The 22,360-nt window shown below is 71.9% G+C and carries 16 protein-coding genes; 5 read left to right on the top strand and 11 right to left on the bottom strand.

Features of this window, described 5'->3' with window-relative positions; all coding sequences use genetic code 11:
• Nucleotides 1-67 precede the first annotated feature (67 nt).
• The 8 genes from E1298_RS25595 to E1298_RS25560 form a co-directional block, all read right to left on the bottom strand.
• A complete protein-coding gene (locus E1298_RS25595; protein WP_131897543.1) occupies nucleotides 68-469 on the bottom strand; it encodes a VOC family protein in 402 nt (133 codons plus the stop codon).
• Complete coding sequence (locus E1298_RS25590) at nucleotides 453-1,238, bottom strand: phosphosulfolactate synthase (RefSeq protein ID WP_131897541.1); 786 nt, start codon at nucleotides 1,236-1,238, stop codon at nucleotides 453-455. The genes E1298_RS25595 and E1298_RS25590 overlap by 17 nt, the downstream gene beginning before the upstream one ends.
• Complete coding sequence (locus E1298_RS25585) at nucleotides 1,235-2,608, bottom strand: B12-binding domain-containing radical SAM protein (RefSeq protein WP_165975658.1); 1,374 nt, start codon at nucleotides 2,606-2,608, stop codon at nucleotides 1,235-1,237. The genes E1298_RS25590 and E1298_RS25585 overlap by 4 nt, the downstream gene beginning before the upstream one ends.
• Nucleotides 2,605-3,633 carry a radical SAM protein gene (locus E1298_RS25580; RefSeq protein WP_131897537.1) on the bottom strand — a complete coding sequence of 343 codons (1,029 nt, stop codon included), beginning with the start codon at nucleotides 3,631-3,633 and terminating at the stop codon, nucleotides 2,605-2,607. Before E1298_RS25580 ends, E1298_RS25585 begins: the two co-directional genes overlap by 4 nt.
• Nucleotides 3,634-3,636: 3 nt before the next feature.
• Nucleotides 3,637-4,998 carry an AMP-binding protein gene (locus E1298_RS25575; protein WP_243725796.1) on the bottom strand — a complete coding sequence of 454 codons (1,362 nt, stop codon included), beginning with the start codon at nucleotides 4,996-4,998 and terminating at the stop codon, nucleotides 3,637-3,639.
• Complete coding sequence (locus tag E1298_RS25570) at nucleotides 4,991-6,211, bottom strand: MFS transporter (protein ID WP_131897535.1); 1,221 nt, start codon at nucleotides 6,209-6,211, stop codon at nucleotides 4,991-4,993. Before E1298_RS25570 ends, E1298_RS25575 begins: the two co-directional genes overlap by 8 nt.
• Nucleotides 6,193-7,887, bottom strand: a complete 1,695-nt coding sequence (locus E1298_RS25565) for a condensation domain-containing protein (RefSeq protein WP_131897533.1) — start codon at nucleotides 7,885-7,887, stop codon at nucleotides 6,193-6,195. Before E1298_RS25565 ends, E1298_RS25570 begins: the two co-directional genes overlap by 19 nt.
• 136 nt (nucleotides 7,888-8,023) lie before the next feature.
• Nucleotides 8,024-8,410 carry a hypothetical protein gene (locus E1298_RS25560; protein WP_131897531.1) on the bottom strand — a complete coding sequence of 129 codons (387 nt, stop codon included), beginning with the start codon at nucleotides 8,408-8,410 and terminating at the stop codon, nucleotides 8,024-8,026.
• Nucleotides 8,411-8,486: 76 nt separating this feature from the next.
• On the opposite strand from E1298_RS25560, the gene E1298_RS25555 reads away from it, so the two are divergent.
• Nucleotides 8,487-9,455 (top strand): DNA-3-methyladenine glycosylase family protein, encoded by a 969-nt coding sequence (locus tag E1298_RS25555; RefSeq protein ID WP_207944834.1) that lies wholly within the window; start codon nucleotides 8,487-8,489, stop codon nucleotides 9,453-9,455.
• Nucleotides 9,456-9,458: 3 nt separating this feature from the next.
• Nucleotides 9,459-10,397, top strand: coding sequence for an LLM class flavin-dependent oxidoreductase (locus tag E1298_RS25550; protein WP_207944833.1), 939 nt, complete (start codon nucleotides 9,459-9,461; stop codon nucleotides 10,395-10,397).
• A 30-nt stretch (nucleotides 10,398-10,427) separates the two neighbouring features.
• Here the strand turns inward: E1298_RS25550 and E1298_RS25545 are convergent, their stop codons facing one another.
• Complete coding sequence (locus E1298_RS25545) at nucleotides 10,428-11,075, bottom strand: DUF305 domain-containing protein (protein WP_131897529.1); 648 nt, start codon at nucleotides 11,073-11,075, stop codon at nucleotides 10,428-10,430.
• 222 nt (nucleotides 11,076-11,297) lie between these two features.
• Between E1298_RS25545 and E1298_RS25540 the strand changes: the two genes are divergently transcribed.
• Entirely contained in the window at nucleotides 11,298-12,686 is a 1,389-nt protein-coding gene (locus E1298_RS25540) for an LVIVD repeat-containing protein (RefSeq protein WP_131897527.1), read from the top strand.
• Nucleotides 12,687-12,784: 98 nt separating this feature from the next.
• Here E1298_RS25540 and E1298_RS25535 read toward each other — a convergent pair whose 3' ends face one another.
• Entirely contained in the window at nucleotides 12,785-18,271 is a 5,487-nt protein-coding gene (locus E1298_RS25535) for an ATP-binding protein (RefSeq protein WP_131897525.1), read from the bottom strand.
• Between the two features lie 554 nt (nucleotides 18,272-18,825).
• Here E1298_RS25535 and E1298_RS25530 point away from each other — a divergent pair.
• Both E1298_RS25530 and E1298_RS25525 read left to right on the top strand, forming a co-directional pair.
• A complete protein-coding gene (locus E1298_RS25530; protein ID WP_131897523.1) occupies nucleotides 18,826-19,863 on the top strand; it encodes a methyltransferase in 1,038 nt (345 codons plus the stop codon).
• Nucleotides 19,864-20,423: 560 nt separating this feature from the next.
• Entirely contained in the window at nucleotides 20,424-21,596 is a 1,173-nt protein-coding gene (locus tag E1298_RS25525; RefSeq protein ID WP_165975657.1) for a cytochrome P450, read from the top strand.
• A 135-nt stretch (nucleotides 21,597-21,731) separates the two neighbouring features.
• Here the strand turns inward: E1298_RS25525 and E1298_RS25520 are convergent, their stop codons facing one another.
• Nucleotides 21,732-22,199, bottom strand: a complete 468-nt coding sequence (locus E1298_RS25520; RefSeq protein WP_131897519.1) for a hypothetical protein — start codon at nucleotides 22,197-22,199, stop codon at nucleotides 21,732-21,734.
• Nucleotides 22,200-22,360 lie beyond the last annotated feature (161 nt).

Below are 22,360 nucleotides of genomic sequence, written 5' to 3'. Positions count from 1 at the left end.
GGGGAGGTGCGGGGAAACTGATCACAGTGTGATTACCCACCCGCCGGTAAAAAATCACCCGCGGCGGTCAGTACATCATCCGGGGATCCTCGTAGTGCTTGAACTCCAAGAGGTTGTCGGTCGGGTCGCGCAGGACGATGGTGTGGTGCTCCTCCACGGTGCCGTTGAAGCGGGTGGCCAGGGGCAGGAAGAGGGGAACCTTGCGGATCTCGACGAGCCTCAGGAGGGCGTCGAAGTCGTCCCGGCGGGCGAAGGTGACGCCGAAGTGGCGGGGGTAGAGCCGGGGCTCGCGGCGCGGCTCGTCGGGGGACAGGTGGCAGACGAGTTGGTCGCCGAAGAAGTTCAAGGTGATGCGGTCGGCGTAGCGCCGGGCCAGGTGGCATCCGAGCTGTCGGACGTAGAACTGCTCGGTCTCGTCCAGGTCGCGGGCGGGGATCGCCAGATGGAACGTGTCATGTGACGTGCGCACGCGTGTCCGCTCCTTCGGCGTCGAGAAGGGTGTCGGCGCGCAGGCCGAGCCGGAGGGTCTCCAGGGCGATGACGCCGGAGAAGGCGATGTTCCCCAGGTTGACCTCGGCGCCGACCCGCTTGATGAAGTGGGTCTGGAGCCGCTTGGTCGGCGCCTCGAAGATCAGGCGGTTCACGTCGAGGTCCGAGCGCAGGATGTCCTCGATGAGGCCGTACCGCAGCTCGCCGTTCGGGCGGCAGATGCCGCTCGACCCGCTCTCCCGCGCCTCCAGGATGACCCGGCTCGCGCCCGCGGCCAGGTCGGAGCCGATGCTGTGCACCCACTGGCTCGGCGACAGCAGCTCCGAGCGCGGATGGTCCTTGAACCCGACCTCGGCCACGACCTCGAAGTCGTCGGCGAGCTTGGCGATGTAGCCGCCCTTGGCGAGGTCGTCGAGGTCGATGGTCCCGTTGGAGACCTCCACCGTCCGGCATCCGTGCCGGCGGCAGAGGTCGCGGTAGCTCTCGAAGCGGTCCTGGACGATGTACTTCTCGAACAGGGTGCCCCCGAACATGAAGGGGGTGGCGTGGGCGGCCAGGACCTCGATCTTCCGCGGCAGGTCGGGGGTCACCAGAGCCGTTCCCCAGCCGAACTTCACCAGGTCGACGTACTCCGCGAAGCTGGACAGGAAGTCGGTGAACTGGGCGGTGGGCAGGCCGTTGTCGATGACCATGGTCAGGCCCCGGGACCGCGGCTTGGCCGTGCGGCGCGGCAGTGCCAGTCCCGTCATGGGCAGGATCCCGAGGCGGCCGGACGGGTCTTCATCCGGGTGCCGCTCCGGGCGCGCTCGACCATCGCCGCCGACGTCCAGGGAGTCTGGGATTCGTAGTAGTCGTAGCGCGCCCAGCCCTCCAGGGAGGAGGGCGGTTCGAACCCCTGCCGCAGGGACTCGGCGTAGAGCGGGGTGCCGGGGTAGGGGGCGAACAGGTGGACCCTGGTCTCGGGGGTCGGCGTCAGCTCGCGGAGCCGCTCCATGAGGTCGTACGTCTCGTCCTGCTCGGCGGTGGTCTCGCCCGGGAACCCGATGATGAAGGTGTAGGAGCCGAGGATCCCGTGATCGGCGATGTCGGCCGCGACGTCGAGGATCCCTTCCCGGTCGATCTCCTTGCGCACCACGTCGCGCAGCACCCGGTCGGAGCCGGACTCGACGCCCATGAGCAGCCTGCTGCCGCCGCTGGCGGCGATCTTGGTGAGGATGTCCAGCCCGGACCGGCGGGCCTTGCGGATGTCGTTGGGGTTGATGGAGGCGGCCCACGCCAGGTCGATTCCGCGTTCGATGATCTCGTCGCAGAAGGCCGCCGCCCGCTTGAGGTTCACGAACCAGTCGGCGTCGTAGAACTTCACGCCGCTCATGCCGTGGGCGCGCTGGAGCTCCAGGACGTCCTCGACGATGTCGTGGGCGGCCATGGCGCTGTATTTGCGCTGGTAGGTGAGCTCGTAGCAGAACTGGCACTTGTAGACGCAGCCCTGGGAGGAGATGTAGTTGAGCGTCCGGGGCGCGACGGTCGGATCGTCGCGGATGTAGTCGGCGATGTTCAGCAGGTGCCAGGGGTACTTGCCCATCACGCCGGTGCGCGGGGGGTTGTCCGGGCCCCGGAGCGGCCCGTCCGGCCGGCGCATGATCAGGCCCGCGACCTCTTCCAGGCGCTGCCCGCCGAGGAGGGCGCGGACGAACTCGGGCATCGACCGCTGGCCGGGCCCCACCAGGACCGCGTCGACCAGTTCGTGCTCGGCGGTCTGCTCGGCCAGGACGTTGACGTGCGGGCCGCCGAAGACGACGGGAGGGCAGTTGGGACGGCTCTTGGCCCGGCCCACCAGGTCGAGGGCGTGCGCGATCTGGCCGCCGCCCGTCATGACGCTCACGCCGATGCAGACCGCGTCATCGAGGCGTTCGTCCAGGAGGCGCTCCCACGCCCGCGCGTCGTTCTGGTTGCCGTCGAAGAGGACGACGTCGGCGATCCCGTCGTCGATGAGCGGCTTGGCGACGCTGAGCAGCGAGAAGGGCATCCAGAAGTACAGGTAGTCCTTCTCGTGGTCGACCTTGGGATAGAGCAGGATGACGGTCCGGCGCCGTGCCGGCAGGCCCAGGAACGCGGTCATGACTTCAGCACCTCCAGGCGGGGCGTGGGGGTGCGGAAGGACGCGCCGGCGTACTCGCCGAGGGCACCGGCGACCAGCTCTTCGAGGGTCCCGTCGGAGAGCCCGTCGGCCAGCGGGATGCTGATGTCCTCCCTCAGCAGGCAGAACTGGAGGCGCAGGTCGGCCGTGAGCCGCAGGGCCATGAGGGCGTCGTGGCAGGGGTAGAGGGGGCAGCCGCCGCAGATGTCGCCGTACCAGGCGCCGGCGGTGCTGTCCTTGACGACGAGCTCCATCCCCGAGCCGAGGACGAGCACGGTCATGGGATGCCCCAGACCTCCCTGGCTGCGGGTCTCCTCCCTCGACGCCCGCGCCCTGAACCGGGCGGTGAGCTCGGCCAGCGGGAGGTAGAGGTCCGGGAGCGTGGAGCCGCGCCTGATGGCCAGCCGGCGGGCGAAGCTCTCGGTGCCGCCGTCGAGGTCCTTGATGACGTCCAGGAACTTGAGCGTGCGCACGCCCAGGTCCTCGCAGTACTCGACGAGCCCCGGCAGCTCGGCGTCGTTGACGCCGCTCATGACGACGGTGTTCACCTTGGTGGGGACCCCGGTCGCGACGCATTGGCCGAGCGCGTGGAGCACCTCCGGAAGGTCGTCCACTCCGCAGATCTCGTGGTGGAGCTCCGGGTCCAGGGTGTCGACGCTCATGTTGAAGACGGTGACGCCCAGTTCCGCGAGGCCCTTCGCGCGGTCGCCGATCAGGGGGTGCCGTGAGATCAGCTCGATGCTCGTGAACCCGGCCTCGGTGCGTAACCGGCCGACCGCCTCCTCCAGCGGCCCGTAGAGGGCGGGATCGCCGCCCGTGAGCTTGATGCCGTCCACGCCGTGCGCGCGCACGGCCGAGGCCGTGCGGATCAGGTCGTCGACGGCGAGCTCCGCTCCCGCCGCGGTGGCGATGGCCTCTCCCGAGGGGCGGCAGAAGAAGCACGCACGTCCACACCGGGCGTTGAGGGTGACACGGAATTGGGGAAGCCTGCCTTTTCCGTCGTCCACGAGCTAGTTCCTTCCGGGATCGGCCAAGCGCTTCTTCTGGACCTTGCCTAGGTGGTTGCGGGGGAGGCGGTCCACCAGCCGTAGTTCGAGAGGACGCTTGTAGGGGGCCAGGCGCTCGGCCAGGTGGGCGTGGAGTTCGGCGACGGTGAGCTGCGCCGAGGGCACCGCGGAGGGCAGGACCGAGGGCACCGCCCAGGCGCAGACCCGCTGGCCGAGACGGTCGTCGGGGACGCCGGTCACGGCCGCCTCGGCGACGCCCGGGTGGCAGAGCAGGGCGTCCTCGACCTCTCCGGCACCCACCCGGTGGCCGCCGGTCTTGATCAGGTCGAGGTCGGCCCGGCCGATCAGCCGGAGCCGGCCCGCCTCGTCCCACCGTCCGACGTCGCCGGTCCTGAACCAGCCGTCGGAGGTGAAGGACCGGTCGCCGGAGAGGTAGCCGAGGAACAGGTGGGGCCCCCGGACCTCCACCTGGCCGAAGTCGCCCTCGTCGTCGCGGTCGAGATCGGTGAGCCTGAGGTCCATGCCGTGGACGGGCCGTCCCACCGAGCCCGGATCGCGGGGGTCGTGGACTCCCGGGGAGGTGATGACGAGCGTCTCGGTCATCGCGTAGCGGTTGAGGACCCGCTGGCCGGCCAGGGCCTCGATGCGGTCGAACAGGCGGCGGGGGATCGCCCCCGCCCCGGAGACCAGGAGCCGCGCCCGGCTCAGCTCGCGGAGCTGCTCGTCCGCGAGCGACGCCCAGCCCGTGGGCACGCCGAAGTAGAGCGTGGCCTGCGGGACCGGCCGGAAGAACGGGCCGGTGTGCACCAGGGGCGAGCCGAGGCGCAGGGGGCCCAGACCGCCGAAGACCAGGCCGTGCACGTGGAAGAAGGGCAGGGCGTGGGCGAGGACGTCGGCCGGCCCCCACTCCCACAGCGCCGCCAGCGCGTCGAGGTTGGCGGCGATGGCGCGGCGCGGCAGCACGGCGCCCTTGGGCGGCCCGGTCGAGCCGGAGGTGTACAGGACGAGCGCGGGACGGTCGTCGGCGGGCGGGTCGGGGGGAAGGTCGCCCCGAACGCCCAGGTCGATCCCGTCGAGCACGAGGTCGGCGTCGCTGTCGCGCAGGACGTGGGCCCGCTCGCCGGGCGGCGACGACGGATCGACCGGGACCGCGGCGGCGCCCGCCGCCAGGATCCCGGCGACCGCGACCACCGTGCCGAGCGACGGGTACGCGGTCACGGCCACCCGGGAGGCGCCCGCGACCTGCCGGGCCACCCCGCCGACGGCCGCCGGCAGCTCGTCCCCGCCGAGGCGCTCCCCGCCGACGTCCAAGGAGGCCGTGCCCTGCCGGAGAGCGGGGAACAACCCGTCCGTGAGATCAGCCAAGGCCGTCCATCCTCACTCTCGCGGCCGGCGCGGGCGCGGCCAGCCGGATCCATCCGTAGAGCCCGGCCAGCCCGGCCGCGGCGGCGCCGACCAGCAGGGGCCAGCGGCCCCCGTGGTGCTCTCCGACCCAGCCGACGACCGGGCTGCCGAGCGCGGTCGTGCCGTTGAACCCGATGCCCCACAGCGCCATCACCCGGCCGATGTACGCCGGTGCGGCCTGCTGCTGGACGTGGGCGATCCCCAGGGTGAGGAACACGACGCTCGTGGCGCCGACGCCCACGACGAGCACCAGCGCGGCGCCCGGCGCCCACGAGAGCGCGAACAGCATGACCGCCGCGCCGAACGCCAGCGCGGCGGCGGCGAGGCGCCGCGGCGGGCCCCCGGTCCACCGGCGCCGGGTGAGCGCGGCCAGGACCGAGCCGATCGAGAACATCAGGAAGAGCCCGCTCACCAGCAGCGGGCCGCCCCGGAGGGTCTCCCGGACGAGGATCGGGAAGGTGACGACGAACTCGAACGTCAGCGTGCCCACGATGGTGATCATCACGAGGGGCGCCCGCAGCCGCGCGTCGGAGGCCGCGTAGCGCAGCCCGTCCCTGATCTGGCCGCCCCCGGAGGCCCGGCGGACGCCCCGGGCGACCCGCAGCCCGGCGAGGACGGCGAGGACCGGCACATAGGTGGCCGCGTTGATCAGGAAGCAGGCGGACATGCCGCCGAGCTGGATCAGCACGCCCGCGATCAGCGGGCCCACCGCCCGGGCGATGTCGTTGATGAGCGGGGTGACCACGACCTTGGTCCGGACGCCCTCCCTGCCCGCGAGATCGAGCAGCAGCGCGCTCCGCGCGGGGTCGTCCACGACGTTCGTCACGCCGAACCCGAGCGCCACCAGCACCACGACGAGCAGGTCGGCGGGCCCGGGGCGGCCGAGGAGGAGGAACACCCCGAGGACGGCGGACAGGGCCATCGGCAGGATCTGGGTGCCCGCCAGCAGCAGGCGGCGGTCGTACCGGTCCACGATCAACCCGCCGTACAGCCCCGCCAGCAGCATGGGCGCGAACTGCACGGCGACCACGACGCCCATCCACGCCGCGGAGCGGGTCAGGTCGAGGACCAGCCAGGGCAGCGCCGTGGAATGGATCCACAGCCCGATGACCGAGACCTGCTGCGCGACCGCGTACCGGCGGAACTCCCGCTCGCTCACCGCCACCGGAGCCATCCGCTCCCCTGGGCCACGGCCTCGGCCTGCCGCCCGACCCCGCTCTCCGGTTCCACGGCCACGGCGGTCAGTACCCCCGCCAGATCGGTGAGGAGGCCGCGGACGGCGGGGGCGGGCAACCAGGCCGCGTCGTACTCGGCGGACAGCCGGACGGTCGTCCCTTCGTCGCTCAGCACGAGGGACAGGTTCTCCATCGCCGGTGGCGGCGGTTCGAGAAGCGTCCCGGTCACCGGCCCCAGATCGAGGGGCCGGAGCGCGGACGTGCGCGCCGTGAAGACGAGGGTCCGTTCCGGCCACGGCCCGGCGCCCGCTCCCGGCATCGACCGGGCGAGGAGCTCATCGTGCGGGATCTCGGCGTGGTCCAGGGTCTCGGCGACGTCGCGGAGCGTGCCGGCGAGGGACTCGCGGAGCGTCTCCTCGGGACGGACGGTGCCGGCGAAGACCGCGAGGTGGGCGTACGGGCCGACAGAGTCCTGCGATCCGGGGACCACGCGGTTCGCGACCGGCGCGAGCACGCCCACCTTCCGCGCGCCGGAGTAGGCGTGCAGGAGGACGCGCAGGGCGCACAGGCCCACCGCGAACAGCGTCGTGCCCTCCCGGACGCAGGCGGATCTGAGTGACCGCGTCGTCTCCGCGTCCAGCCGGGCCGTGAGACGGCGGCCCCGCGGTGCGGCCGGAGACCCGGTCTCGGTCCGGGACGGCGGCACGGGCCGGGACGGCGCCTCGGTCCGCGACGGCGCCTCGGGCCCGGACGGAGGCACGGGCCGGGACGGCGCCTTGGGCCCGAACGGCGGCACGGGTCCGAGGCCGTCGAGCCTGGCGTCCCAGAAATCGAGGAGCGCGTCGAGCCGCTCGCCGGTCAGCCGCGCCCGCTGCCGGCCGGCGAAGTCCGTGAAGGCCGTGTCCGCCGGGCGCGGCACGGGCGTCCGGCCGAGGGCGAGGTCGCGGTGGACGGAGGCGAGTTCCCGCAGGAGGATCCGCCGGGACCACCAGCCGTCGTGGACGATCGCGTGGGTGAGCCACACGAGGAGATGGCGGTCGCGGCCCCGGGGGAGCAGCACCGTCCGCGACACGGGCCCGCCGGTCACGTCCAGCCGGCGCCGCAACTGGGCCCGGACCGTTCCGTCGGCGATCTCCAGCGGGGAGCCGTCGTCGGTCGCGGTCCATCGCACGGTCCGGCCGTCCCGGCGGGCGAACCGCGACAGCAGGATGGGATGCCGCGCGACGACGATCTCCAGGGCGCGGGCGAGGACGGCGTGGTCGAGGGCGCCCTGGAGACGCACGAGTGTCACGTAGTTCTCGTGAGGCGGCGGTTCGCCGTCGTGCCACCGGGTGGCCCGGGCGAATCGCGCCTCCTGCACCAGCGATAGACCGCCATTGTCGGTTACGGGCGTAGGGGGCGCGGGACGGGGCCGTCCCGCTCCTCGCCGTTCGAGCAGTCCGAGGAGTTGCCCGAGCCGGGGGTTCTCGACGATGTCCTGGAATGTGACCTCGACCGAGGCGGCCTCCGCTATTCCGGCGGCAAGATGGACGGCCGCGAGGGAGTGCCCGCCGGCGCCGAAGAAGTCGTCGTCGGGGCGGGCCTCCGGCACGTGCAGCGTCCGGCGCCACAGCGCCTGGACGCGCTGGTGAAGGGAATGTTCCGTCGGCTGTAAGCCGCCCGAGGAGAGGGTCATGAGTGATCCGCGCCTCCAGCGTGCGGCATGTCCACTAAGCCAGTAGGATTAGTATGAACCTCCGATCGGGGGAGTCAATAAATCATGCGTTTTTGCCGTGAAAGACGCGTTTGACCAGCGTTCTTGGAACGTCCAATCAGGCCGAGGGGGTGTCCAGGTCCGGATGGTCGACCTCGAACATCCTGGCCACCTGCAACTGGACGGCGGGAATGTCGAACAGCGCGCCGACCTGCTGCGCCCGCGCCACGCTCTCCGCGTCGCGCCGATCGACCAGCGCGATCACGTGCGGGAACGCGACGATCATCGAGTCGCCGCCGACCAGGTGGCCGTAGTACCGCGTCGGCAGCAGGTTCTCGGCGAGGATCCGGGCGAACGCGAGCGCGTCCTCGTCGGCGACGTCGAGTTCGGCGAGTTCGACCGGGCCGTCGTTGAGCGTGAACGGGTAGCGCCGGTCGAGGGTGCCGGGCAGGCGCTCCAGAACGTCGGCGTCGGTCAGGCTCTCGATCACGATAAATGCCCGCATGTGCTCTCCTTGTGCGAAACATGGCGACGTGGAAGCGTGGCCGCAATGGAAACAGGAAGAAGAGGCTGCCGTCAAGTTGGCGATCAATCTGACACATTCTGAAATCATCACCCTGCGCCCGGCGCAGCCCTTCCATTTTGACGGCACATTCCGGAAGTCGTCCCATTTTCCCGTCCCCTTTCGCCACCACGAGCCGGGAAAGTACTGGCAGACCCTGACCTGGGACGGCGAGGTCCTGGGCATCCGCATGACGACCGGTGGAACCGGCGAGAACCCGGAGATAGAGCTCACCGTCTATTCCGGGCACCGGCTGCCGGAAAGCGTTCTCGACGGCGTCGTCGCGGAACTGACCGCCCGGTTCGACCTGGACGCCGATCTCAGGCCGTTCGTCGACGGCCTCGCCGGTGAGCCGGTCCTTGGCGCGGCCATCGGCCGCTGGGCCGGAATGAGGGTGAGCTCCAGCTATTCCCTCTATGAGTTCCTGGCGGTCGCGGTCGTCCTCCAGAACACGACGGTGCGCCGGAGCGCGCAGATGCTGGCCGCGCTCTTCGAGGAGTTCGGGACCCGCGTCGCCTTCGACGGCCGCGAACTGTTCGCGTTCTGGCGGCCCGGCGCCGTGGCCGGAGCGGGTGAACAACGTCTGCGCGAGCTCAAGCTCGGCTACCGCGCGAAGACCCTTCACCGCATCGCCGAGGCCTTCGAGGCCGGGACGGTCGACGAGACCGCGATCCGGGCCCTCCCGCCTTCCGAAAGGCGCCGGCGCCTGCTCCAGATCTACGGTGTCGGGCCCGCGTCGGTGTCCTATCTCCTGTTCGAGGTGTTCCACCACTACGACGCCTTCGACACGCTCCCGCCCTGGGAGCAGAAGATCTACTCACGTCTGCTGTTCGACGAGGAGCGCGTCCCCGCCGAGAAGATCCTCGCCGAGGCCGCCCACCGGTGGGGCGAGTGGCGGATGCTCGCCGCGCACTACCTCTTCGAGGACCTGTTCTGGCGGCACGCCCGCGAGGAGATCCCCTGGCTGCGCGCGCTGATCCGGCTGTGACACGTGGAACTCTGCGTCCTCGCCGAGACCCAGCAGGGCTCGTCCTACGACGAGGTGTCCCGGCTCGCCCGCGCGGCCGAGGACCTCGGCTTCGAGGGGTTCTTCTGCAGCGACCACCTGGCGCGCCTCCCCGGCGTGTCATCGGGGGACGGATCGCCGGGGCCCCTGGACTGCTGGCTCACCCTCGCGGCGCTCGCCCGGGAGACCGGCCGGATCCGGCTCGGCTCCCTGATGACCGCGGCCACGTTCCGCCCGCCCGGTCTCCTGGCCGTCCAGATCGCACAGGTCGCCGTGATGTCCGGGGGCCGGGTCGACGCCGGGCTGGGCGCCGGGTGGTACCCGGCCGAGCACCACGCCCACGCGATCCCCTTCCCCTCCCGCGCGGAGCGCTTCTCCCGGCTCGAAGAGCAGGTGCGGATCCTGCGGAGCTTCTTCCACGGCGCGGGGACGTTCAGCTTCGCCGGTGACCACTACCGGCTGCGCGACTGCCCCGCGCTCCCGCGGCCCGGCACGCCCCCGAACCTCGTCCTCGGCGGGCGCGGCCTGCGCCGGACGCCCGGCCTGGCCGCCCGGTACGCCGACGAGTTCGATGTGCCGTCCCTCCCGGTACCGGAGACCGCCGAACGGATCCGGCTCCTCAGGGACAGCGCCGCGGCCCTCGGCCGGGATCCCGCCGAGATCAGGCTCTCGGTCATGCTCCTGGCCTGTGTGGGCACGACCCGCCACGAGGTCGCCGATCGGCTGTCGCGCAGCGCCCGGAGCCCCGAGGACCTGGCCGACCGCGCCCTCATCGGGTCGCCCGCCGAGGTCGGCGACCGCATCGCCGCCTACGCCGCCCTGGGCGTCCAACGCGTCTACCTCAAGCTTCTCGACCTCGCCGACCTGGCCCACCTCGAACTCATCGCCACCGCCGTCCGCCCGCTGCTCCCCGCCGCCTCCTGATCGGCGCCGTCTCAGCCCGGCGGCCAGCGGTCAGCCGAGCAGCCCCCGCATGCGGCCGATCTCGGCCAGCTGGGTGGATTGGACGTCGCGGGCCATCTCCTGGACGGTGACGTCGGTGCCCTTGTCCAGGACGTCCTTGGCCATGGTGACCGCGCCCTGGTGGTGGGCGATCATCAGCGTCAGGTAGAGCCGGTCGAACGCGGCGGCGCGCGCGTCCCGCAGCCGGCCGAGCTGCTCCGGCGTGGCCATCCCCGGCATCCCGGAGTGCCGCGCGCCGTGGCCGCGGCCGTGCGCCTTCAGGACGGCCTCGGAGTTCTGCTCCAGCCACGACCGCATCGCCGCGATCTCGACCCGCTGCGCCGCGTCGATTCGCGAGGCCAATGACCGCACCCGGCCGTCGGACGCCCGGCCCGGGGCCAGCGCGGACATCTCCAGCGCCTGAGCGTGGTGCGGGATCATCATCCGCACGAACCCGACCTCGGCCGCGGTGGGCGGCGCGGCCTCGCGCGGCCCCGCGACCCGGGTCTTGTTCGGCTCGCCCGGACGTCCCGGGACCACCACGGGCCGCGCCGGGGCCGCCTCGCGCCCGTCCCCGTCCCCGTCCCCGCCACCGCAACCCGCCAGGGCGCCGGCGGCCATCGCGACCGCCGCGCCCGCCACCGCGATCCGGTACCGCATCGAACCTCCCGTGTCCCGTCGGCCACCCGGACGGTATCCGCGGAGCGGGGCTCAGCAAAAGGGCCCTTTTGTGTAAAAGCGCCACAAATAATCCCAGACCTATGCGCCAACCCCAAAACACTCCATACTCCGGGGCAGCAGAACCTGTTCACGGGGGTCATGGAGACGAAGGAGTCAGGGGTGGCGCCAGTCATCAGGCGAAATACCAGACGCAGGACCCTCTTGGGCGCCCTCTCGGGCGTCGTGCTGGTGCTGTCGGCCGTGCTCGTCCCGGGGGCGTCCGCCGATCGCGTCCCGGGCGACGACGTGATCGCCAAGAGCCCGAACCTGCACCATCTGGCGAACATCCCCAAGCAGGGGCCGCTCGCCGCACCCGCCGCGTACGGCTCGGACTGGGCCTTCAAGGGCCGGTACGCCTTCGGCGGGAACTATGAGGGCTTCACGATCTACGACATCAGCCGGCCCAAGACGCCGAAGGTCGTCACGGTCGTGCACTGCCCCGGCGCCCAGAACGACGTGTCCATCGCCGGAAACCTGCTGTTCCTGTCGACGGACCGCTCGATGAGCGACGACTCGTGCCAGGCCGTGCCCAAGCCCGCGACCGAGAAGTCGGCGTGGGAGGGCATCAAGATCTTCGACATCAGCGACGTGCGCAACCCGCGCTACGTCAAGGCCGTCGAGACCAAGTGCGGCTCCCACACCAACACCCTCGTCCCGGGCAAGCGGGGCACGGCCTACATCTACGTTTCGTCCTACTCCCCGAACGACACCTACCCCGACTGCCGGACTCCGCACGACCTCATCTCGATCGTGAAGGTCCCGCTGCGGAACCCGGCCGCGGCGAGCGTGGCGGCCGAGCCGGTGCTGTTCCCGGACGGCGGCAACCCCGGCGACCCGCCGGACACGCCGTTCCCCAACCGCACCAGCGCCACCACCGGCTGCCATGACCTGACCGCCTACCCCGACAAGGACCTGATGGCCGGGGCCTGCATGGGCGACGGCGTGCTGTTCGACATCTCCGATCCGCTCAAGCCGCGCACCATCACCAGCGTGCGCGACGACCGGAACTTCGCGTTCTGGCATTCGGCGACGTTCAACAACCGCGCCAACAAGATCGTCTTCACGGACGAGCTGGGCGGCGGCTCCGCGGCCACCTGCAACCCGACGGTCGGGCAGGAGAAGGGCGCCAACGCCATCTACGACATCGTCGGCAAGGGCAAGCACCGCAAGCTGGAGTTCCGCAGCTACTACAAGATCACGCGGCAGAACGCCGACAGCGAGAACTGCGTCGCCCACAACGGCTCGCTGATCCCGGTGAAGGGCAAGGACATCATGGTGCAGTCCTGGTACCAGGGCGGCATCTCGATCATGGACTTCACCGACTCCCGGCACCCCCAGGAGATCGCCTGGCTCGACCGCGGCCCGTGGTCGGACAACCTGCAGATCCTGGCCGGCACGTGGTCCACGTACTACTACAACGGCTACATCTACTCCAATGACATCCAGAAGGGCCTGGACGTCATCGACATCCAGGACCCGCGCACCGACCGGGCCAAGCGCGTCAGGCTCGACGTGCTCAACGCCCAGTCCCAGCCGAACTACTTCGACTGACGTGACCGGACGGGCCCCCGGCCCCGCGGAGCGGTGAGCTCCGCGGGGCCGAGGGCCCGTCGCGTGTCCCGTGCCCGGAGCGTCCCGTGCCCGGAGCGTCAGCGGGCCAGACCCTCCTCGATGGCCCGGATGATCCGCGGGCGCAGCTCGGCGGCGCTGATGATCGCGTCCACCGAGCCGACCTCGACCGCGCGCTGGATGCTGTGCACCCGGTCGAACTCGGCGGCGACCTGGGCGAGCTTCTCCGCCCGGACCGACGCCTGGACCTCGGCGAGCTGGACGTTGAGCGCGGCCCGCTCGGCGCCGCTGGTCTCGGAGACCTGCGCCTTCAGCTTGGTCACCCGCGGGTCGGTCGCGGTGCGGTTGTTCACCTCGCCGGTGAACACCACGGCGGCGGCCGGGGCGCCGCCGAGCACCGAGGCGAACGAGCCCTCCAGCGCCAGGATGGTCATGTTCGGGTTGAGCGCCTTGGAGAACACCACGAAGGCGCCGCCGTGGTAGCGGGAGATCACGCAGAACACGATCGGGCCCTCGAAGTTGACGATCGCCCGGCCGATCTCCGCGCCGTACTCCAGTTGCAGCTTGCGCATCGACTCCGGCGAGCCGTCGAACCCCGACAGGTTCGCCAATACCACCAGCGGACGGTTGCCGGACGCCGCGTTGATCGCGCGCGCGGTCTTCTTCGACGAGCGCGGGAACAGCGTGCCCGCGGTGTAGGTGTCCGGGCCGTCGGTGGGCGGGAAGCCGCGCCGCGGCACCGAGCGCGACTCGATCCCGATCAGGCAGACCGGCCGTCCGCCGATGTGCGCGTCCTGCACCGCGGACGTCTCCGCGTCGGCCATGCCCGCCCAGCGCTCCAGCACCGGGTGGTCCTGGTCGGACAGGGCGCGCATCACCGTGCGGATGTCGAACGGCTTCTTGCGGTCCGGGTTGTGCTCCGCGGAGAAGATCTCGCCGACGGTGGCGAAGTCGCTTCCGGCGATCTCGTGCGGGAAGCCGGAGACGTCGCGGTCGAGCGGATCGCTCGTGCCCGCCTTCCGCGGCCCCGTCTCGCCGGGCACCACGTAGGTGTGGTCGTAGTGCGCCATCAGGACGTCGCGCGCGGCGGGCAGGCTGGGCGCCCAGTACTGCGCCTGGCCGTTCGGCCCCATGACGCGGTCGTAGCCGCCGATGCCGAAGTTGTCCTCGGCCGACACGCCGCCGGAGAAGTCCAGGGCCTGCTTGCCGGTGAGCACCATCGCCGAGTCCGGCGTCATGACCAGGATGCCCTTGGTGTGCATGAGCATCGTCGCCTCGGCGTTCCAGTACGGCTGGGCGCCGACGGTGATCCCGGCGACCACGATGTTGATCTCGCCGCCGCCCTGGGTGAAGGTGACGATCCGCTTGAGCGCGGCCGCGACCCAGTCCATGTTCTCGGTGCCCGAGGACATCGAGATCCGCGCGCCCGCCGACAGCGCGAACCACTCCAGCGGGACGCCCGTCCGCTCGGCGAGGTCGAGCGCGGCGATCACCCGCGAGCACTCCGGCTCCGCCAGCGCGCCCAGCGCCTTGGTCGGGTCGCCGAGCAGCACCACGCGGGTGACGCCCTCGGGGTGCCGCTCGGTCGGCGTCGTGACGACGCCCGCCACGATCGCCGCGGAGTTCTTCCCCTTCGGCCGGTCCACCGGCACGAGCGCGCCGTCGTCGTCGAAGTCGTGCTCGACGAACCGGCCGTCCGGCCCGGCGAGCAGGTCGCTCAGCTCGTACGGGTAGACGTTCCCGCGCCGGGCGGCGCGCAGCACCTTCTGCCGGTAGTCGTCCAGCGGCAGCACCGGCTCGGTCGACGGCTCGCCGACGTGCAGGCGCGCCTCGTGGCCCGGGTCGAGGGTGATCCGCACGGAGATCTCGGTCAGCTCGCCGGTGGCGGTGCGGTGGCGGGCCACGAGCTGGACCTCCTCCAGCCCCGCGCCGGCGGTGGTCGGCAGGACGCGCTGGACGAGCGTGTTGAGATCGTCCGTGGACAGCTCGGTCGACGGCCAGACGTACAGCAGGATCCGGTTGGTGTCGAGCCGCTTGTTCTGGGGCCGCTGCGCCTGGATGCCGCGGACCGCGTCGAGGCACGCGGTGAGCACGTCCTCCACCGCGGGCAGCGCGACCAGCCTGCCATCGGCCTCGCGCAGCGGCGTCAGGTCGCGGACCTGGCCCATCGCGACGAGCCGCTCGTCGGCCGGGTTGCTGCGCGCCACGGCCTTGAACAGGTAGACCTCCTCGTCCACGGACGGGAGCCGCGTCAGGTCGAACTCGCGCAGCCGCTGCAACTGCAGGCGCCGCGCCATCTGCGGGTGCAGCCCGCGGATCAGCCGGTCCTCGGCGAAGCCCGCGTCGCCCGGCCGGAACGTGAAGTGGTGGTGCATCACCGCGCCGCCGGCGCCGACGACGGTGGCGGTGATCCGGTGGACGCCCGCGGGCGGCGGCTGCTCGGCGAGCAGCCGTCCGAGCCGGGTCGCCATCGCGTCGGCGTCCGGCCAGTCCTCCCACGTGACGTACAGGTCGACGACCAGCTCGTGCCCGTCGCCGGCGAACGCGCCGACGGCGCCGATGGCGTCGGGCAGGGCGGCGATGTCGACGGCGGTGGCGACCACGCGCCGCGCGCCGCCCGCGCCGCCCGCGGTGGTGTGCTCGGCGGTGACGAACTGGCAGCCCGCCACCTCCCGCGCGGTGACCTCCGATAGCCCGCGGTTGCCGTAGTAGCGGCGGGTCAGCACCTCCAGCAGCGGCGAGTGGTCCCGCCCGTCCCGTCCGATCCGCTGCCCGATCAGCCGGACGAGCGGCTCGGAGCCGGCCACCATGGCCTGGATCCGCTCGGCGCGGTCCGGCGCGTCCGGGGTGTGGTCGAGGTAGCGCAGCTCGTCGCGCACCGCGGCGTAGACCTTGGCGCGGTTGCGGCGCAGCAGCGGCTGGGTGAACCAGCGGAACACCACGCCGCGGGCCAGGTCGGACACCGCGGGGAAGCGCACCTGCGTGGCCTCGACCAGGCGTTCGAGGGTGAGCCCGGCGCGCTCGCCGAGCCCCTCGCGCGGCGGCGCGCCGGCCGGCCACTGGCGCAGCAGCTCCGAGACGATCGCGACGCCGGTGCCCATCCGCTGCTGGGCCAGGAAGATCCGGAAGACGGCGTCCTCCAGCTCCGGCGTGTGGTCCAGGCCGGTGACGCCGTAGTGGGCGAGCACCCTGGCGAGCTTGGCCTGGAAGCCCTCGGTGAGCCCGGCGCGCTCGGCGTCGAGGCTCTGCAGGTAGCTGTGGAAGAACTCGCGCGGGCTGTGCACCGGGCTGCCCGGCTCGACGTCGAGCTCGCTGCCCGGCTTGTTGCGGCTCAGCTCGGACAGGTCGGCGAACACCGTGAGCAGGTCGAGCTCGCCCTCGAACGGCAGCCCGTCCAGCTCGGCGCGCGCGGCCAGGTAGCCCGACAGCGCCCGCCCGCGCTCGTGCGGGTCGGCGTCGAAGCCGAGCAGCAGGCCGCGCAGGTCCTGCAGTCCGCGCTGGACGCGGTCGGCCGCGGACGCCGCCGCGGGCTCGGCGGGCAGTTCGATCTCGACGGTCTCGGCGTCCGGCTCGGCCTCCCCGGCGTCCCCGTCGGGCAGCGGCTCCAGCCGCATCACCGGCGCGCCGGTCTCGACCTGGCCGCCCACCGACACCGGGCACTCGCGGACGCGGGCGCGGAACGGCGCGCGCAGCACCGTCTCCATCTTCATGCTCTCCAGCACCAGGATCGGCGCGCCCGACTCGACCTCGTCGCCGACCGACAGCGGCGTCGCCACCACCAGCGCGGGCGCGGGGGAGCGGATGACGCCGCCCTCGTCGCGGCTGATCCGGTGCGTGACGCCGTCGACCTCGACCAGGTGGATCGGCCCGTGCGCGGCCGACACCAGCCGGAACCGGCGGCCGTTGACCGCGATCTGGCCGCTGTGCGCGTCGAACCGCTCGACCTCGACATCCGCCGGACGCACGTCGCCGCCGCCGGAGACGCCGACGCGGAACCGCGCGGGCCCGACCCGGGCCACGCTCACCCGGTAGCCGACGCCGCGGAGCTTGAGGTCCAGCGGGCGGCCCGGGTCGTGCCGCACCTGCGGGCGCCCGCCGTGCGCGGTCTCCAGCAGCCGCTTCCGGCTGATCTCCTCCTCGTCCTGGTACGCCTCGATCGCGGCCGCGGCCAGCGCGACCGCGGAGTGCCGGTGGCTGACCAGGCGGCCCTCGGCGCGCACGCGGTCGATCCAGCCGGTGTCCGCGCTCGCGTCGATCACCTCGGGCTGGTCGAGCAGGTCGAGCACGAAGCTCTTGTTGGTCGCGCCGCCCTCGATGATCACCGTCGTCCCGGCCATCGCGCGGCGCAGCCGGCCCAGCGCCTGCTCGCGGTCGCGGCCGTAGGCGATGATCTTCGCGATCATCGAGTCGAAGTCGGCGGGGATGGTGTCACCCTCGCTGACGCCGGTGTCCACGCGGATGCCGGGCCCGGCGGGCAGCACCAGGCGCGCGATGCGGCCCGGGGCGGGCGCGAAGTCGCGGTCGGGGTCCTCGGCGTTGAGGCGGGCCTCCACGGCGTGGCCGATCTCGCCCGGCTGGGGCCCCTCCAGCCGTCCGCCGCTCGCCACGTGCAGCTGGAGCCGGACCAGGTCGGTGCCGGTGGTGATCTCGGTGATCGGGTGCTCGACCTGGAGCCGGGTGTTGACCTCCAGGAAGGCGAACAGCCGGTCGCCGGGGTGGTACAGGAACTCGACGGTGCAGGCGCCGCGATAGCCGACGGTGACGGCGAGCCGCTCCGCCGACGCCTTCAGCTCGGCGGCCTGCTCCGGGGCCAGGACCGGGGAGGCGGACTCCTCGATGATCTTCTGGTTGCGCCGCTGCACCGAGCAGTCCCGGACGCCGAGCGCCCACGCGGTGCCCTGCCCGTCGGCGATGACCTGGACCTCGACGTGCCGGGCGCCGGTGACCAGGCGCTCCAGGAAGACCACGCCGGAGCCGAACGCGCGCAGCGCCTCCTGGCTGGTGCGCTCGTAGGCGTCGGCGAGGTCCTCGGCCGAGGCCACCATGCGGATGCCGCGCCCGCCGCCGCCCGCGGACGCCTTGAGCATCAGCGGGTAGCCGATCTCGTTCCCGGCGCGCAGCGCGTCATCGAGGGTGGCGACCTCGCCGCGGCTCCACGGCGCGACCGGGACGCCGACCTCCTCGGCGATCAGCTTCGCGCCGATCTTGTCGCCGAGCCGGCGCATCGCCTCGGCGCTCGGTCCGACGAAGGTGACGCCGATCCGCTCGCACAGCTCGGCGAACGCCGGGTCCTCGGCGACGAACCCCCAGCCGACCCACGCGGCGTCGGCCCCGGACTCCACCAGCGCCCGCTCCAGGACGGCGTGGTCGAGGTAGGGGCGGGCCGAGGCGGGGCCCAGCGAGTAGGCGACGTCGGCCTCGCGGACGAAGGTCGCGTTGCGGTCGGCGTCGGTGTAGAGGGCGACCGTCTCGATCCGCGCCCCGGTTTCCGCCGAAAGATCCCGGACGGCGTGGATGAGCCGCATCGCGGCCTCTCCGCGGTTGACAATGGCGACACGGCTGAACACCGGCAGAGCCTCCCCAAGTACCCCGTGCGCAGGAGGCGACGTCCGGGTCCCGGAGGCCGCCTGCACCTGACCCTCCCTACCTTGCTGGATCCCCGCCTTGTAGACCAATGCCTCGCATCGCACACGACGGGGCCGCCGCATTGTGGGGTACCTACAAAACCTGCCGCCCACACCGCCCGTCCACTCCGTCTCGGAAAGGCCAGTGACAAAGGACGACGGCGCCCTGCGGCGTTGTTGACTTGGGAAAACGCCCCCTTGTGAAATCCGGTCAGGAAGCCGGTGCGGCGGGGCTCCCGGCGTTCCGCTTCGGACAACGGCAGGGCGGCGGCGTCGCGGCGGCCGTCCAGTACCGGCCTCGCAAGGCGGAGGAGGAAGGACCGGGTCGGCATTGGCGGTTCTGCGCGGCGGGCATTCTTGGCGTGCTCGCCGATCCGGGTGTGCGGTGGGCCGGCGTGCGTTCGCGGTGATTGACACTCCGGCGCTCCCGCGCGTTGGCTGGAGCCACGCGGCGCCCGTTGAAGAGGCCGAGGACCGAGTCGTAGGAGGAGCGAACCGTGCCTGAGCCGTCGCCGGTCCCGGTCTCCACGCGGGTGATCCAGCTGGCCATCGGGGCGGGCCTGGTCCAAGCCGTTCACACGGCGGCCCGCTTCGGCGTCGCCGACGAGCTGGCGGCGGGTCCGCGCCCGGTCGACGAGCTCGCCGCCGCGGTCGGTGCGGACGGGCCGGCGCTGTATCGCCTGATGCGCGCGCTGGCCACGGCCGAGGTCTTCGAGGAGCTCGACGGGCGGCGCTTCGCGCTCGCGCCCCTCGGTGACCTCCTCCGGACCGGTGTGCCGGGCTCGATCCGCGACTGGGCGCTGGCCGTCGGCCGGCCGCTCTACCGGGACGCCTGGACGCGGCTGCCCGACAGCGTGCGCACGGGCGAGCCCGCGTTCGAAGCGCTGCACGGGCGTACCATGTTCGAGCACTTCGGCCACAATCCGGGCGATGCCCGGGCGTTCGACGCGATGATGGCCGCCTCCGCCGCCCGGCTCGTCGCCCCGGTCGTCCGGGCGTACAACTTCGGGCACTCCGGGACGGTCGTGGACGTCGGCGGCGGGAGCGGCGCGCTGCTGTCGGCGATCCTCACCGCGAACCCGGGAGTGCGCGGAGTGCTCTACGACCTGCCCCACGTGGTCGCCGCCGCCGAGCCGCCGCTCGTCGAACAGGGCCTGGACGGCCGCTGCCGGTGCGTGGGAGGGGACTTCTTCGATTCCGTGCCGTCCGGCGGTGACGTCTATCTGCTCGCCAACGTCATCCATGACTGGGACGATGACCGTGCCGCACGGATCCTCGCCAACTGCCGGGCCGCCATGCGCGGCGGCGGCCGTGTGGTCCTGGCCGAATGGGTACTCCCGGACGAGTCCGACGGCGACGGTTCCGCGCTCGCGGCGTGGACCGACCTGACGATGCTGGTGATGACCCCCGGTGGTCGCCAGCGCACCCGCCCCGATTTCGAAGGGCTGCTCGGCCGCGCGGGGCTGCGCCTGTCGCGCGTCGTCCCGGCCGAGGGCGAATGCGTCCTCCTGGAGGCCGTGCCGTCCGCCCCGTGAGCGGGCATGCCCGCCGCTGCGGACCGGGAGATGCCCATCCCCTCCACATCGGCGACGGCACGTCATTGGAATTGTCCAAAGGTCATAGTGCGGGGTGCGGAGTTCGCGCACCGTTTTGGGGCCGCGCGAATCGGCGGAATTGGCGGGAACCGACCGCCGCCACCGTTGCCTGGCCCGGAAATGTGTGCATAGATGAAGCGACAACCACATCGCGCCCGCGAAGTGGTGTGAGAGAGAGGTGTGCCAGGCATGACAAGGCTGGTCAAGCGCGCGTTCGGCATGCACCGGGCACAGATGAAGGGTCGCTACATCGTCTACCGGCTCCGCTAGAAGCGTGCCGACCGCGGTGCCGGCGGCGCGACGCCCCCGGCACCGCACCCTTTTCCAGGACCACGCGCGTTCGGGGCATGAGGACCGGCGAAAGACCTGTGGCTGAGATGTTCAAGCGTCCGGATATGACACTTCCCGGCCCTCGTGGCGGCGTTTTCGCGCGCCATCTGGCGGCCTACGACGCCGATCCGATCGGATTTCTCACCGCATGCCGGCGGGAGTACGGAGATGTGTTCCGCTTCGATACCGGCGTGGTCGTGATCAGCGATCCGGAGCTGATCCAGCGGGTACTGGCCCGCACCAACAGCGATTCCGTGCCCAACGCCAACCCGCTCGACGGCGGCAGGTTCCCCACGCCGGAACAGACGCGGCGCTGGATGCGGGCGCGCCGGCTGGCGCTGCCGATCTTCCGGCCGGCCACGCTGCCGTCGCGGCTGCCCGCCGTGCGGCAGGCCCTGGCGGACGACCTGAACGCGCTGGACGGCGTCCTGTTCGACCCGTCCGAGAGGGCCTGGGCGATCTGCGTGCGCGCCCTGCTCCCGCTCTACGTCCCGGGCCCCGCGCCCGAGCTGGTGACCGCCCTCCTCGGGTCCTTCGACGCGTCGCTGCGCGCGGGCGAGGCCGCCGTCCGCGTGCCGAGCTGGATGCCCAGCCGCCTGCGCCGCCGGGTCCGGGCGGCCGACCAGCGAGTCCGCGACGAGATCGGCCCGATGCTGGCCCCCGGTCGCGCCGAGCACGGCGACGACCGTCCCGGCACGCTGCTGGAGCACATCCTCGCCCAGCCGGAGCCCGCTCCCCGGGACATCGCCATGGGCGCGATCGGGTTCACCTTCCTCGGGGCCATCGGGACCATGGGCGCCGTGTGGTGCTGGCTGCTGTACTGCCTGGCCGCCCATCCGGCCGCCGCCGAACGCGTCCGGTCCGAGGTCACCGCCGCGACCGCGGACGAGATCGCGCGCCACCCGGAACAGGCCCTCCCGTACACCCACGCCTTCGTCCACGAAGTGCTCCGGGTCTACCCGCCCGCCTGGCTGCTGGGCAGGGACGCCATCACCGGCCTCGACCTCGGCGGCTTCGAGGTCCCCGCCGGCACCGCCGTCATGTTCAGCCCCTACCTGCTGCACCACGACCCGCGCTGGTGGGACGCGCCCGACCGGTTCGACCCCGAGCGCTGGCTGAAGGCGAAACCCCCGCACGCGCCGAACGCCTACCTCCCGTTCGCCTCCGGCCCGCGCGGCTGCCTCGGCACCCACCTGGGCATTGCCGTCCTCGTCCTGACCGCCGCGCACGTCGCCGCCCACCAGCGCCTCGAAGTGCCCGGCCTCGACCAGATCACACCGCACTTCGGCCCGTCGACCCTGACTCCCCGGGGGATGACGTGCCGCCTGGTCGGCACGTCCTGAACCCGGCGGTGCCCTAGTCAATTCATTGGGTGCGGGCCCCCTCATATGGTGAATGAAGGGGCCCGCGTGCGATGAACCAGCTCAGGCGAACCGGCTCAGGATTCGGCTAGAGCCGCGGAACTCGGCATACCCGGTTCAGTGGATGCCGAAGGTCTGCTGGTTGCGGTCCTCGTCCAGTTCGATGCCGTTGGCGTCGGTGACCAGGTGCGAGCCGTCCGAGAACAGCAGGTCGACATGCATGTTGAACCGCCACGTGTCGTTGCCGTTCGGGCCGATCCTGATCAGGGTGGTGCCGCTCCGGATCGACTGCCATAGACCTGGATTCCTCAGTTCCATCGTGAACGGGCCGGCGTTGCTGTTGTCGTTGAAGTGCCCGAAGTCGTTCTGGATGAACGCGGAGTCGGTCCCGTTGCCGTCTCGCACGATCACCAGGACGTTGGTGTCGTGGTCCTTGTCCTCGTTGTTGGTGTGGAAGAAGACGTTGGCGCGGACCAGGGTCGCGCCCGGCGCCGCCGTCGCGACCGGTGCGGCGCTCAGGCCGCCGCCGGCCAGCGCGGCCAGTACCGCCGAGGCGGCGACGGAACGCTTCAGAGCGTTTTTCATCGGTGGTTCCCCTTTCGGATTGTGCACTCCCGTGCCGTGATCCCGTTGTAGGGCGGCGGGATTGTTCAGCGCCGGGGCGCTTGACTCTGATCAACAACGTGGTGAACAATCCGGTCAGCCAAAAGGGGACGGCAAGGGGGATCAAGGGGGATCAAGGGGGT

It is taken from the genome of Actinomadura rubrisoli, assembly GCF_004349215.1.
GTDB lineage: Bacteria > Actinomycetota > Actinomycetes > Streptosporangiales > Streptosporangiaceae > Spirillospora > Spirillospora rubrisoli.
Note: the sequence above shows the minus strand (reverse complement) of the source record. Positions and strands in the feature narration are given on the sequence as shown.

Bases quoted from the DNA above. Each gene is read 5' to 3' on its own strand.
- E1298_RS25560 (WP_131897531.1), bottom strand. From the start codon at position 8,410: ATGCGGGCATTTATCGTGATCGAGAGCCTGACCGACGCCGACGTTCTG.
- E1298_RS25520 (WP_131897519.1), bottom strand. From the start codon at position 22,199: ATGAAAAACGCTCTGAAGCGTTCCGTCGCCGCCTCGGCGGTACTGGCC.
- E1298_RS25590 (WP_131897541.1), bottom strand. From the start codon at position 1,238: ATGACGGGACTGGCACTGCCGCGCCGCACGGCCAAGCCGCGGTCCCGG.
- E1298_RS25545 (WP_131897529.1), bottom strand. From the start codon at position 11,075: ATGCGGTACCGGATCGCGGTGGCGGGCGCGGCGGTCGCGATGGCCGCC.
- E1298_RS25565 (WP_131897533.1), bottom strand. From the start codon at position 7,887: ATGACCCTCTCCTCGGGCGGCTTACAGCCGACGGAACATTCCCTTCAC.
- E1298_RS25585 (WP_165975658.1), bottom strand. From the start codon at position 2,608: ATGACCGCGTTCCTGGGCCTGCCGGCACGGCGCCGGACCGTCATCCTG.
- E1298_RS25570 (WP_131897535.1), bottom strand. From the start codon at position 6,211: ATGGCTCCGGTGGCGGTGAGCGAGCGGGAGTTCCGCCGGTACGCGGTC.